The organism is Streptomyces sp. a15, assembly GCF_059026085.1.
Genome location: NZ_JBWLKM010000005.1, coordinates 244601 through 258100 on the forward strand (window position 1 = coordinate 244601; position 13500 = coordinate 258100).

Sequence of the window (13500 nt, forward strand, 5' to 3'; positions counted from 1 at the left end):
GCCCTTCCGTCTCCCGCCACCGCCCCTCCCATGAGCGCTATCGCGCGCCCCTTCTTATTCCACAGGAGAGTCAACGCCGTGCGCATCGCAGTCACCGGCTCCATCGCCACCGACCACCTCATGACCTTCCCCGGCCGCTTCGCCGACCAACTCGTCGCGGACCAACTGCACACGGTCTCGCTCTCCTTCCTGGTCGACAACCTCGACGTCCGCCGGGGCGGCGTCGGCGCCAACATCGCCTTCGGCATGGGCCAGCTGGGCACCGCGCCGATCCTGGTCGGGGCCGCGGGCTTCGACTTCGACGAGTACCGCGCCTGGCTGGACCGGCACGGCGTCGACACCGCCTCGGTACGCATCTCCGAGACGCTGCACACCGCCCGCTTCGTGTGCACCACCGACGCCGACCACAACCAGATCGGCTCCTTCTACACCGGCGCGATGAGCGAGGCCCGCCTCATCGAGCTCAAGACCGTCGCCGACCGCGTCGGCGGCCTCGACCTGGTGCTGATCGGCGCCGACGACCCGGAGGGGATGCTCCGCCACACGGAGGAGTGCCGCTCCCGGTCCATCCCCTTCGCCGCCGACTTCTCCCAGCAGATCGCCCGCATGGGCGGCGACGAGATCCGGATACTGCTGGACGGGGCGACGTACCTCTTCTCGAACGAGTACGAAAAGGGCCTCATCGAGTCCAAGACGGGCTGGACGGACGAGGAGATCCTGTCGAAGGTCGGTCACCGCGTCACCACCCTCGGCGCACAGGGCGTCCGCATCGAGCGGGCCGGCGAGGAGCCGATCGTCGTCGGCTGCCCTGAGGAGGAGCGCAAGGCCGACCCCACCGGCGTCGGCGACGCCTTCCGCGCCGGCTTCCTCTCCGGCCTCGCCTGGGGCGTCTCCCTGGAGCGCGCCGCCCAGGTCGGCTGCATGCTCGCCACGCTCGTCATCGAGACGGTCGGCACCCAGGAGTACCAGCTGCGCCGCGGCCACTTCATGGAGCGCTTCACCAAGGCGTACGGCGACGAAGCCGCCGCCGAGGTCCAGAAGCACCTCGCGTAGTCACGAGAGCCGGCGGACCACGTAGGCCGAACCCCGGTCCGCCGGCTCCTCACCGACGTACTCCTGGCCCCGCATCTCGCACCACGCCGGGATGTCCAGCCGCGCGGCCTCGTCGTCCGAGAGCACCCGGACGAGGCCGCCCACCGGCACGTCGCCGATGACCTTGGCCAGCTCGATGACCGGGATCGGGCAGCGCTTGCCCAGCGAGTCGACGACAAGGGCGTCGTCGCGTACGACGGCCTCGGCGACCGGCGCTCCCAGCTTCTCCCTGACCCCCGCCACCGCCCCCGGCAGCACCTCCAGGAACCGCTCCACGTCCTCCTCCGGTGTCCCCGGCGGCAGCGAGACCCGCACATTCCCCTCACTCAGCACCCCCATCGCCTTCAGCACATGGCTGGGCGTCAGCGTGCTGCTCGTACAGGACGATCCGGACGAGACGGAGAAACCGGCGCGGTCCAGCTCGTGCAGCAGTGTCTCCCCGTCGACATAGAGACAGGAGAAGGTGACGACACCGGGCAGCCGCCGCTCCGGATCGCCGACCACCTCCACGTCCGGCACCAGCCGCGGCACGCGGGCCCGGATCCGCTCCGTCAGCTCCCGCAGCCGCGCGGCCTCTTGCGCCGCCTCGGCCCGCACTGCCCGCAGCGAGGCCGCGGCCGCCACGATCGCCGGAATGTTCTCGAACCCGGCCACCCGCCCCGACTCCCGCTCGTCCACCGGCCCTTGAGCAGCGAACCGCACTCCCTTGCGCACCACGAGCACCCCGACCCCCGACGGCCCGCCCCACTTGTGCGCACTCGCCGCCAGCAGCGACCAGTCACCCTCGACCCGTCCCCACCCGAGCGACTGTGCCGCGTCCACCAGCAACGGCACCCCGGCCGCCCGGCACACCTCGGCGACGCCCGCCACCGGCTGCTCCGTCCCCACCTCGTGATTGGCCGACTGAAGACAGGCCAGCGCGGTGTCGGGCCGCAGAGCCTCCGCGTACGCCCCCACGGTCACCGCCCCCGACCGCAGCACCGGCACCTGGGTCACCGACCCGCCGTCCGCCTCGAACACCTCCGCCGAATGGAGTACCGAAGAGTGTTCGACCGCCGACACGATCAGGTGGCGCCCCACGCGGCGGCGCCCCGCCAGCGCCCCGGCGACCCCCGAGTGCACCGCGCGAGTGCCGGAGGAGGTGAACACCAGCTCGTCCGGCCGGCACCCGACGGCGTCGGCCGCGGCCTCCCGCGCCGCGTCCAGCAGCATCCGCGCCCGCCGCCCCTCCCGGTAAAGCCGGGCAGGATCTGCCCACCCCTCGTCGAGTGAAGCCATCAGAGCCTGACGGGCAACGGGATGAAGAGGAGCAGAGGAAGCGGCATCAAGGTAGGACATACAGCAACGCTAAGCGCCCCAAAGGGGCGCGGGGAACTGCGCGAGAAACCACGACGCCCCCGTGGCCGCCAACTCACAGAACCTTCCGAGCTACTAGGCGCCCCGCACAACCCACGGCGAGTTGCCGACCCCTCCCCGCGCACCCCCAAATCGCGTCGGCTAGGGTTTGGTCCGCATAAACATCCAAACCCCTGCCCGACGCAGGGCGGCGACCGACCAGCGAGAAGGCCGCAGCTCAATCCGCGCGGGCGAGACTCTCGGGAAGGCGCTACGTGAGTCCCAACGGCTCCGACCGCTCGCCGCGGCGCCCGATGCGGCGGAAGCTGCTGCAGGCGATGACCGCCGGCCTGGTCCTGGCGACCGCGACCGGTTGCACATACAAGGACTTCCCCCGCCTTGGTATGCCCACCCCGACCACGGAAGAGGCTCCGCGGATCCTCTCCCTGTGGCAGGGCTCCTGGGCTGCCGCGCTCGCCGTCGGCGTGCTGGTGTGGGGCCTGATCCTCTGGAGTGCGATCTTCCACCGGCGCACCCGCACCAAGGTCGAGGTCCCGGCGCAGACCCGGTACAACATGCCCATCGAGGCGCTGTACACGGTGGTCCCGCTCATCATCGTCTCGGTGCTCTTCTACTTCACGGCTCGCGACGAGTCCGAGCTCCTCAGCCTCAAGAAGAAGCCGGACGTCACGATCAACGTGGTCGGCTTCCAGTGGAGCTGGGGCTTCAACTACGTCGAGCCCGTCGAAGGCTCCACGGGTGACGCGAAGACCGACAAGAACCTGGACGCCATTCCGGACCGGTTCAAGGAGGACTTCCCGGCCAACGCCGGCGGCGTCTACGACGTCGGCACGCCCGGCACGCGGAACCCGCAGAACGGCAACCCCGGCCCGACCCTCTGGCTCCCGGAGGGCAAGACGGTCCGCTTCGTCCTCACTTCACGTGACGTCATCCACTCCTTCTGGGTGCTGCCGTTCCTGATGAAGCAGGACGTCATCCCGGGCCACACCAACGCCTTCGAGGTGACCCCCAACAAGGAGGGCACCTTCCGAGGCAAGTGCGCCGAGCTGTGCGGCGTCGACCACTCCCGGATGCTGTTCAACGTGAAGGTCGTCTCCCCCGAGCGCTACGAGCAGCACCTCAAGGACCTCGCCAAGAAGGGGCAGACCGGTTACGTTCCCGCCGGCATCGCGCAGACGAGCCACGAGAAGAACCGGGAGACGAACAACCTGTGAGCATCCTCAACGAACCCCAGGGTGCCGCGGCAGCAGGGTCCCACTACACGGACGAGCTGCCGGTCCGGCGCCAGAACCGCGGCAGCGTCGTCATCAAGTGGCTGACGACCACTGACCACAAGACGATCGGGACGCTGTACCTGGTCACGTCGTTCGCGTTCTTCATGATCGGCGGCGTGATGGCGCTGTTCATGCGCGCCGAGCTGGCCCGTCCGGGCCTGCAGATCATGTCGAACGAGCAGTTCAACCAGGCGTTCACGATGCACGGCACGATCATGCTGCTGATGTTCGCGACGCCGCTCTTCGCCGGCTTCACGAACTGGATCATGCCGCTGCAGATCGGCGCTCCGGATGTGGCCTTCCCCCGGCTGAACATGTTCGCCTACTGGCTGTACCTGTTCGGCTCGCTGATCGCGGTGGGCGGCTTCCTCACCCCGCAGGGCGCGGCCGACTTCGGCTGGTTCGCCTACAGCCCGCTGTCGGACGCGGTCCGCTCGCCGGGCATCGGCGCCGACATGTGGATCATGGGCCTGGCCTTCTCCGGCTTCGGCACCATCCTCGGCGCGGTCAACTTCATCACCACCATCATCTGCATGCGCGCCCCCGGTATGACGATGTTCCGCATGCCGATCTTCGTGTGGAACGTGCTGCTGACCGCGGTCCTGGTCCTGCTCGCCTTCCCCGTGCTCGCCGCCGCGCTGTTCGCGCTGGAGGCGGATCGGAAGTTCGGGGCGCACATCTTCGACTCCGCCAACGGCGGCGCACTGCTGTGGCAACACCTCTTCTGGTTCTTCGGCCATCCAGAGGTGTACATCATCGCCCTGCCGTTCTTCGGGATCATCTCCGAAGTGATCCCGGTGTTCTCCCGTAAGCCGATGTTCGGCTACACGGGCCTGATCGCGGCGACGATCTCCATCGCGGGTCTGTCCGTGACGGTGTGGGCGCACCACATGTACGTCACCGGCGGTGTGCTGCTGCCGTTCTTCTCCTTCATGACGTTCCTCATCGCCGTACCGACGGGCGTGAAGTTCTTCAACTGGATCGGAACGATGTGGAAGGGGTCCCTGAGCTTCGAGACCCCGATGCTCTGGGCCACCGGCTTCCTGATCACCTTCACCTTCGGTGGTCTGACCGGTGTCATCCTGGCCTCGCCGCCGATGGACTTCCACGTCTCCGACTCGTACTTCGTGGTGGCGCACTTCCACTACGTGGTCTTCGGCACCGTCGTCTTCGCGATGTTCTCCGGCTTCCACTTCTGGTGGCCCAAGTTCACCGGCAAGATGCTCGACGAGCGCCTCGGCAAGATCACCTTCTGGACGCTGTTCATCGGCTTCCACGGCACCTTCCTGGTCCAGCACTGGCTGGGTGCCGAGGGCATGCCCCGTCGTTACGCGGACTACCTCGCGGCCGACGGCTTCACCGCCCTGAACACGATCTCGACGATCAGCTCGTTCCTGCTCGGCCTGTCGATCCTGCCGTTCATGTACAACGTCTGGAAGACGGCCAAGTACGGCAAGCCGGTCGGCGTCGACGACCCCTGGGGCTACGGCCGCTCGCTGGAGTGGGCGACCTCCTGCCCGCCCCCGCGGCACAACTTCCTCACCCTGCCGCGGATCCGCAGCGAATCCCCGGCGTTCGACCTGCACCACCCCGAGATCGCCGCTCTCGACCAGCTCGAGAACGCGCCTCACGGTGACAAGGCTCTGGCCGGCAACGGCGGCAAGGAGGCCGGCAAGTGAAGATCCAGGGCAGGATGTTCATCTGGCTGAGCGTCTTCATCCTCGTCATGGCGATCGTCTATGGCTACTGGTCGAAGGAGCCGGCCGGCACCACGGCCCTCTTCCTGGCGTTCGGTCTGTCCATCATGATCGGCTTCTACCTGGGCTTCACGGCCCGGCGGGTCGACGCGGGGGCGCAGGACAACAAGGAAGCGGACGTCGCGGACGACGCCGGCGAGGTCGGGTTCTTCAGCCCGCACAGCTGGCAGCCGCTCTCCCTCGCGGTCGGCGGCGCGCTCGCCTTCCTGTCGGTCGCGATCGGCTGGTGGCTGATGTACTTCTCGGCGCCGCTGATCCTGATCGGCCTGTGGGGCTGGGTCTTCGAGTACTACCGCGGTGAGAACCGCACCCAGTAGCACGAGCTGAGCTCTCAGGAGCCCGGACACTCCGTCAGGAGCGTCCGGGCTCCTGCTTTTGCCGCAATACTGATCACTCGTACGAGTCACCCAGCGCGCCGCGCTTGACGAAGCTCCCTAGCGTGAAGTCATGAACCACGAACCCCGCACCCGTACCGTCGTCACCTGCACGCTGCTGGTGATCGCCCTCGGCGCGGGCGTCACCGCCTGCGGCAGCGACGACCACCCACTGTCCGCCTCGCCGTACGACGCGACGGACCAGATCGCCTTCAACGGCCCCACCGGAGACGGCAAGAAAGCCGACCCGGACAAGCCCATAGAGATCACCGCCGAGGACGGCGACGGCCGCATCACGGACGTCACGGCCAGGGACTCGGCGGGACGGTACCTGGCGGGCGAGCTCTCCGCCGACGGCGGCCGCTGGCACAGCACCACCCCGCTGGCCGCCAACGCCCACTACACGGTCCGGGTGAGCACCGAGGACGAGGACGGCGCGCCCGGCCGCCGGGTCCTCGACTTCGACACCAGCAAGCCCCTCACCAAGAAGCGCCTGAAGGTGACCTTCGGCCCCAAGGCGGGCACATACGGCGTCGGCCAGCCCATCACGGCCGAGCTGAGCAGACCCGTCAAGGACAAGGCCCAGCGGGCCGTCGTCGAGCGCGCCCTCAAGGTCGACTCCATGCCCGCCGTGGACGGCGGCTGGCACTGGGTGGACGACAAGGAACTCCACTACCGCCCCAAGGAGTACTGGCCCGCCCGGGCCACCATCCAGGTCCGCAGCAACCTGGACGGCATCAAGGTCAGCGACCGGCTGTGGGGCGGCACCTCGAAACCGCTGAAGATCACCACGGGCGACCGGGTCATCGCGGTGACCGACGCCTCGTCCCACGTGATGACGGTCTACAAGAACGGTGAGGTGATCAAGGAGATCCCCGTCACCACCGGCAAGCCCGGCTTCGAGACCCGCAACGGCGTCAAGGTCGTCCTGGCCAAGGAGTACTTCGTACGCATGCGCGGCACCAGCATCGGCATAGCCGAGGGCTCCGCGGAGTCGTACGACCTACCGGTGTACTACGCCACCCGCGTCACCTGGAGCGGCGAGTACGTCCACGCCGCCCCCTGGTCCGTCGGCTCCCAGGGCTACGCCAACGTCAGCCACGGCTGCACCGGCATGAGCACCGACAACGCCGCCTGGTTCTTCAAGAACGTCCGCGAGGGAGACCTCGTCGAGGTCGTCAACTCGGACGGCAACACCATGGAGAGCTTCGGCAACGGCTTCGGCGACTGGAACCTCGCCTGGAAGAACTGGCGGGGCGGCAGCGCCCTGGCGGTCGGCAACCCGGAGAGCGCGGGTCCGCAGGAGCAGGCCAGGCTGCGGCCGCAGAGCGTCTGAGACCGCGCTCCTAGGCGCTCAGAGCCTTCCGCTCCCGCAACAGGGAAGCCAGCGCCGCCGCGAACTCCACCGGATCCACCGGCAGCGTCACAGCCGCCTCCGCACGGCTCCACGTGGCCAGCCACGCGTCCTGCGGCCGCCCGATCAGCAGCAGCACCGGCGGGCAGTCGAAGACCTCGTCCTTGATCTGACGGCACATCCCCATGCCCCCCATGGGCACGGCCTCGCCGTCCAGGACGCAGACATCGATCCCGCCCTTGTCCAGTTCCTTGAGCACAGCCGCCGGAGTGGCACACTCCAGGAACTCGACGACGGGTACGTCGGGAGCCGGCCGCCTGCCGGTGGCCAACCGCACCTGCTCGCGGGTGTTGGAGTCGTCGCTGTAGACCAGCACCGTGGCGGTCGGCTGCATGCTTCCTCCGTGACGTCAGCGTCGTACGGGCCAAGACGGGCAGAGCCCGATGCGGCGGATGCTACTCCCTTGAACTGCCCGTCAACACCTGTTGGAACACCGCTTCGATGGGCCATACGGGCAGTACACACGCTGCGAACCCTCCCAACGGCACCCCCGGGAGTGAGGGCGGGATAAGCGACCGACATAATGTCGGTCGTGGCGACAGCAACGACAGTAGAAACCGGGCACGCGCACCCGTCGGTCAACCGGCCGAACCTCACCAGCGTCGGAACCATCATCTGGCTGAGTTCCGAGCTGATGTTCTTCGCGGCCCTCTTCGCGATGTACTTCACCCTGCGATCGGTGACGGGTCCCGACCACTGGAAGGAGATGGCGCACAGCCTGAACCTTCCGTTCTCGGCGACCAACACCACGATCCTGGTGCTCTCCTCCCTCACCTGTCAGCTCGGCGTGTTCGCCGCCGAGCGCGGTGATGTGAAGAAGCTCCGGATGTGGTTCATCGTCACCTTCGTCATGGGTGCGATCTTCATCGGCGGTCAGGTGTACGAGTACACCGAGCTGGTCAAGAAGGACGGGCTCTCGCTCTCCTCCGACCCGTACGGCTCGGTCTTCTACCTGACCACCGGCTTCCACGGCCTGCACGTGACGGGCGGCCTCATCGCCTTCCTGTTCGTCCTCGGCCGCACCTATGCGGCGAAGAGGTTCACCCACGATCAGGCGACCGCGGCCATTGTCGTGTCCTACTACTGGCACTTCGTCGATGTCGTCTGGATCGGCCTCTTCGCCACGATCTATTTGATCAAGTAGCCGGGCCCGCTCCCGCACCTTCCAGAAGCATCGACGCAGAAGATCCTGACACCGGAGTAATCCGTGAAAAAGCTCTCCGCACGACGACGCCACCCGTTGGCGGCGGTCGTCGTCCTACTCCTCGCGCTGGCATGCACCGGGGGGCTGTACGTCCTGCTCGCACCCACGAGCGAGGCGAAGGCAGACACAACCGCCCAGTCCCTGGCCATCGACGAGGGCAAGAAGCTCTACGCCGTCGGCTGCGCCAGCTGCCACGGCACCGGTGGTCAGGGCACCACTGACGGTCCGAGCCTCGTGGGCGTGGGCGCCGCGGCCGTCGACTTCCAGGTCGGCACCGGCCGTATGCCGGCCCAGCAGCCGGGCGCGCAGGTCCCGAAGAAGAAGAACATCTACTCGCAGGCCGAGATCGACCAGCTCGCGGCGTACATCTCCTCGCTGGGTGCCGGTCCGAACGTCCCGACCGAGGCGCAGTACAGCCCCGAGGGCGCCGACATCGCCAAGGGCGGCGAGCTGTTCCGCACCAACTGCGCGCAGTGCCACAACTTCACCGGCAAGGGCGGCGCGCTCACGCACGGCAAGTTCGCACCCGACCTCGAGGGCGTCTCCCCGAAGCACATCTACGAGGCCATGCAGACCGGCCCGCAGAACATGCCCTCCTTCCCCGACACCACGCTGTCGGAGCAGAACAAGCAGGACATCATCGCGTACCTCGACGCGGTCAACGGCGAGGACACCGAGAGCCCCGGCGGCCTCGAACTGGGCGGACTCGGTCCGGTCAGCGAGGGCCTGTTCGGCTGGATCTTCGGACTCGGCTCGCTGATCGCGGTCGCCGTCTGGGTCGCCGCTCGGACCGCAAAGGCCAAGAAGTCATGAGTAGCCAAGACACTCCAGAAGAGAACCTGCCCGTTGAGCAGGACCACGCGCACGGTGCGGTAGGCGTCGCGGACGAGAAGAACCCGTTCGCCGACCCCGGGCTGCCGCCCCACGAGCACCGCATCCAGGACATCGACGAGCGGGCCGCCAGGCGGTCCGAGCGCACGGTCGCCATGATGTTCGTGCTGTCGATGCTGGCCACCGTCGGCTTCATCGTCTCGTACGTGGCGATCCCGCACGACAAGGCGATCTACGTCTTCCCGATCGGGCGCATCAACGCGCTGAACTTCGCCCTGGGTCTGACCCTCGGTGCGGCGCTGTTCCTGATCGGCGCGGGCGCGGTCCACTGGGCCCGCACCCTGATGTCCGACGAGGAGATCGCCGACGAGCGGCACCCGATCGAGGCGGAGCCCGAGGTCAAGGCCAAGGTCATGGCCGACTTCAAGCAGGGCGCCAAGGAGTCCGCGCTCGGCCGCCGCAAGCTGATCCGCAACACGATGTTCGGCGCGCTGGCCCTGTTCCCGCTCTCCGGCGTCATGCTGCTGCGCGACCTCGGTCCGCTGCCGGGCACCAAGCTCCGCCACACCCTGTGGTCCAAGGGCAAGCTGCTCGTCAACATGAACACCAACGAGCCGCTGCGGGCCTCCGACGTCGCGGTCGGCTCGCTGACCTTCGCCAAGCCCGAGGGCCTGGAGGAGCACGACCACGAGTTCCAGACCGAGATCGCCAAGGCCGCCCTGATGATCGTCCGGATCCAGCCGGACGACATCAAGGACAAGCGCGAACTCGAGTGGTCGCACGAGGGCATCGTGGCGTACTCGAAGATCTGCACCCACGTCGGCTGCCCGATCTCGCTGTACGAGCAGCAGACGCACCACGTGCTGTGCCCCTGTCACCAGTCCACCTTCGACCTCTCCGACGGCGCCCGGGTGATCTTCGGCCCCGCCGGTCACGCCCTGCCGCAGCTGCGCATCGGTGTGAACGACGAGGGCTACCTCGAGGCGCTCGGCGACTTCGATGAGCCCGTCGGTCCTGCTTTCTGGGAGCGCGGATGAGTACTGAGACCACCACCAAGGACTCGCGCTCGCGCGAGAAGGCACCGGCCGGCGAGCGCGTCGCCGACTGGGCCGACGGCCGGCTGGGGATCTACTCCCTGGCCAAGGCCAACATGCGCAAGATCTTCCCCGACCACTGGTCGTTCATGTTGGGTGAGGTCTGCCTCTACAGCTTCATCATCATCATCCTCACGGGTGTGTATCTGACGCTGTTCTTCCACCCGTCGATGAACGAGGTGGAGTACCACGGCAGCTACGTCCCGCTGCAGGGACAGCTGATGTCCGAGGCGTTCAACTCGACCATGCACATCTCCTTCGATGTGCGCGGTGGCCTGCTGATCCGGCAGATCCACCACTGGGCGGCGCTGATCTTCCTCGCCGGCATGTTCGTGCACATGATGCGCGTGTTCTTCACGGGTGCGTTCCGCAAGCCGCGTGAGGTCAACTGGCTGTTCGGCTTCCTGCTGTTCGTCCTGGGCATGTTCACCGGCTTCACCGGTTACTCGCTCCCGGACGACCTGCTCTCCGGCACCGGTGTCCGCTTCATGGAGGGCGCGGTCCTGTCCGTGCCGATCGTCGGCACGTACCTGTCGTTCTTCCTCTTCGGCGGCGAGTTCCCGGGCGGCGACTTCGTGGCCCGCTTCTACTCGATCCACGTGCTGTTGCTGCCGGGCATCATGCTCGGTCTGGTGGTCGCCCACCTGATCCTGGTCTTCTACCACAAGCACACCCAGTTCGCGGGCCCCGGAAAGACGAACAAGAACGTCGTCGGCATGCCGCTGCTGCCGGTCTACATGGCCAAGGCCGGAGGCTTCTTCTTCCTGGTCTTCGGTGTCATCGCGGCCATCTCGGCGATCGCCTCGATCAACCCGATCTGGTCCATGGGCCCCTACCGCCCGGACCAGGTGTCCACCGGCGCCCAGCCCGACTGGTACATGGGCTTCTCCGAGGGCCTGATCCGTGTCATGCCGGGCTGGGAGATCAACTTCTGGGGCCACACGCTCGTCCTGGGCGTGTTCATCCCGCTGATGATCTTCCCGCTGGTCCTGGTCGCGATCGCGGTCTACCCGTTCATCGAGTCCTGGGTCACCGGCGACAAGCGCGAGCACCACATCCTGGACCGCCCGCGCAACGCGCCGGCCCGTACGGCCTTCGGTGTCGCGTGGATCACCTGGTACATGGTGCTGCTGATCGGTGGTGGAAACGACCTCTGGGCCACCCACTTCCACCTGTCGATCAACGCCATCACCTGGTTCGTACGGATCGCGTTCTTCGTCGCCCCGGTCATCGCGTTCGTCATCACCAAGCGGATCTGCCTCGGCCTCCAGCGCCGGGACAAGGACAAGGTGCTGCACGGCCGCGAGTCGGGCATCATCAAGCGCCTGCCGCACGGTGAGTTCATCGAGGTGCACGAGCCGCTCAGCCAGGAGCAGCTGCACACGCTCACGGCGCACGAGCAGTACGTGTCGGCGCAGATCGGCCCGACGGTCGACGAGAACGGCGTCGAGCGCAAGGTGAAGGGCTCCGAGAAGCTGCGCGCCAAGCTCAGCGAGGCGTACTACGGCGAAGAGGCCCAGATCCCCAAGCCGACCGTCGAGGAGTACAAGGAGATCACGAGCGGCCACGGCCACCACTGATCGCTGCGCTCGCCACGCGCGGTAGAGCTGTAGAAGGGGCCCCGTCCGAAGACCGGACGGGGCCCTTTGCCGTGCCCGTCGCTGGATAGGGTGGACCCTGTTGAGATTCGCGTCCCGTCGGACGGGACTACACCCAGGAGCGGCTTATGAGCGCTGTGACCCCCGCTGGAGGCGACACCGCGGCGGACCGTTCCTGGCCCGAGGTACTGAGCGCACTGCTCGGCGGGCGGGACCTGAGCGCCGGCGACACGGCCTGGGCGATGGACCGCTTCATGAGCGGTGAGGCCTCGGACGCCCAGATCGCGGGCTTCATGGTGGCGCTGCGGGCCAAGGGCGAGACGGTCGAGGAGATCAACGGTCTCGTCGAGGCGATGTACGCGCACGCGCAGCCGCTGGACATCCCGGGTCCCGCCGTCGACATCGTCGGTACGGGCGGCGACCGGGCCAAGACGGTCAACATCTCGACGATGTCCGCCATCGTGATCGCGGGCACCGGGGCGAAGGTCGTCAAGCACGGCAACCGGGCCTCGTCCTCGGCGAGCGGGTCGTCCGACGTGCTGGAGAAGCTCGGCATCAACCTGGACCTGTCGCCCGAGGGGGTCGCGCGGGTGGTGGAGGAGGCCGGGATCACCTTCTGCTTCGCGGCCAAGTTCCACCCGTCGATGCGATTCGTCGGCGCGGTCCGGCGGGACCTCGGCATCCCGACCTCCTTCAACCTCCTCGGTCCGCTGACCAACCCCGCCCGGGTCACCGCCTCGGCGATCGGCTGCTTCGACACCCGGATGGCGGGGCTCATCGCCGGCGTACTGGCCGAGCGCGGCTCCTCCGCGCTGGTGTTCCGCGGCGACGACGGCCTCGACGAGCTGACCACCACGGCCACCTCCCGGGTGTGGGTCGTGCGCGACGGCAAGGTCGCCGAGGAGGCCTTCGACCCGCGGGACGTCGGCCTCGAACTGGTGCCGGTGGAGGCGCTCAGGGGCGCGGACGCGTCGTACAACGCCGAGGTCGCCCGGCGGCTGCTGGACGGCGAGACCGGGCCGGTGCGGGACGCCGTACTGCTGAACTCGGCGGCGGCGCTGGTGGCGTTGGAGCCGACCGGGGCACCGTTGGCCGAGCAGCTCGGGGTCGGCATGGCCAAGGCGGCCGAGTCGATCGACTCGGGCGCGGCCAAGCGGACGCTGGAGCGGTGGGTGGCGGCCAGCAACGCGTAGCACCGCACGTCGTGATGTCCCGCGATCCGGACTCGGGTTGCGGGACCGCGATCACTTCGCGTACGTTTTTGAACCAGGTCATGAGTGACAGTCATGAGGCCCCGGCCGACTGTCCGGCAACCCTCCGTCCGTGGCGGGGTGCCCCGGGTGAAGACCAGGTCGTGGGCAGCAAGGCCCGCGGCAAGCGCGGACCCCTCGCGGCTCTTGAACGAGCGCAGTACCAGGGGTCCTGGTCGTCGAGGGAGCCTTCCGTGAGCAAGCGAATGCGATAGGGCCGCAGAGCCCCGCCTCCGCACACCCCTTTTCACCTTCT

The 13500-nt window shown here is 67.9% G+C and carries 12 protein-coding genes and 1 riboswitch; of the genes, 10 read left to right on the forward strand and 2 right to left on the reverse strand.

The features are described 5' to 3' along the window. Positions 1–78: 78 nt before the first annotated feature. Entirely contained in the window at positions 79–1053 is a 975-nt protein-coding gene (locus AC5P09_RS08770; protein ID WP_266440783.1) for a carbohydrate kinase family protein, read from the forward strand. Here AC5P09_RS08770 and AC5P09_RS08775 read toward each other — a convergent pair whose 3' ends face one another. Further along, entirely contained in the window at positions 1054–2430 is a 1377-nt protein-coding gene (locus tag AC5P09_RS08775; protein WP_493873271.1) for a cysteine desulfurase/sulfurtransferase TusA family protein, read from the reverse strand. A gap of 272 nt (positions 2431–2702) precedes the next feature. Between AC5P09_RS08775 and ctaC the strand changes: the two genes are divergently transcribed. The 4 genes from ctaC to AC5P09_RS08795 all read left to right on the forward strand — a co-directional run bounded on the left by ctaC (position 2703) and on the right by AC5P09_RS08795 (position 7189). After that, entirely contained in the window at positions 2703–3662 is a 960-nt protein-coding gene (ctaC, locus tag AC5P09_RS08780; protein ID WP_493873272.1) for an aa3-type cytochrome oxidase subunit II, read from the forward strand. Then, entirely contained in the window at positions 3659–5401 is a 1743-nt protein-coding gene (ctaD, locus tag AC5P09_RS08785; protein ID WP_493873273.1) for an aa3-type cytochrome oxidase subunit I, read from the forward strand. The genes ctaC and ctaD overlap by 4 nt, the downstream gene beginning before the upstream one ends. After that, positions 5398–5796, forward strand: coding sequence for a cytochrome c oxidase subunit 4 (locus tag AC5P09_RS08790; protein ID WP_266440798.1), 399 nt, complete (start codon positions 5398–5400; stop codon positions 5794–5796). The genes ctaD and AC5P09_RS08790 overlap by 4 nt, the downstream gene beginning before the upstream one ends. Before the next feature lie 130 nt (positions 5797–5926). Next, a complete protein-coding gene (locus AC5P09_RS08795; RefSeq protein ID WP_493873274.1) occupies positions 5927–7189 on the forward strand; it encodes a L,D-transpeptidase in 1263 nt (420 codons plus the stop codon). A 10-nt stretch (positions 7190–7199) separates the two neighbouring features. On the opposite strand, the gene AC5P09_RS08800 is transcribed toward AC5P09_RS08795, so the two are convergent. Further along, the gene (locus tag AC5P09_RS08800) at positions 7200–7601 is read right to left on the reverse strand and encodes a response regulator (RefSeq protein WP_493873275.1); all 402 of its coding nucleotides are present in this window, start codon (positions 7599–7601) and stop codon (positions 7200–7202) included. 189 nt (positions 7602–7790) lie between these two features. Between AC5P09_RS08800 and ctaE the strand changes: the two genes are divergently transcribed. From ctaE to trpD, 5 genes are all read left to right on the forward strand, one after another. Then, positions 7791–8411 carry an aa3-type cytochrome oxidase subunit III gene (gene ctaE, locus AC5P09_RS08805; RefSeq protein ID WP_266440806.1) on the forward strand — a complete coding sequence of 207 codons (621 nt, stop codon included), beginning with the start codon at positions 7791–7793 and terminating at the stop codon, positions 8409–8411. A 63-nt stretch (positions 8412–8474) separates the two neighbouring features. Continuing rightward, the gene (gene qcrC, locus AC5P09_RS08810) at positions 8475–9284 is read left to right on the forward strand and encodes a cytochrome bc1 complex diheme cytochrome c subunit (protein ID WP_493873276.1); all 810 of its coding nucleotides are present in this window, start codon (positions 8475–8477) and stop codon (positions 9282–9284) included. Next, positions 9281–10339, forward strand: coding sequence for a cytochrome bc1 complex Rieske iron-sulfur subunit (qcrA, locus tag AC5P09_RS08815; RefSeq protein ID WP_493873277.1), 1059 nt, complete (start codon positions 9281–9283; stop codon positions 10337–10339). The genes qcrC and qcrA overlap by 4 nt, the downstream gene beginning before the upstream one ends. After that, on the forward strand, positions 10336–11976 hold the full coding sequence (qcrB, locus tag AC5P09_RS08820; RefSeq protein ID WP_493873278.1) for a cytochrome bc1 complex cytochrome b subunit: 1641 nt from the start codon (positions 10336–10338) through the stop codon (positions 11974–11976). Before qcrA ends, qcrB begins: the two co-directional genes overlap by 4 nt. A gap of 146 nt (positions 11977–12122) precedes the next feature. Further along, entirely contained in the window at positions 12123–13187 is a 1065-nt protein-coding gene (gene trpD / locus AC5P09_RS08825) for an anthranilate phosphoribosyltransferase (protein ID WP_493873279.1), read from the forward strand. A 76-nt stretch (positions 13188–13263) separates the two neighbouring features. Next, positions 13264–13380, forward strand: a riboswitch (SAM riboswitch). Positions 13381–13500: the final 120 nt, after the last annotated feature.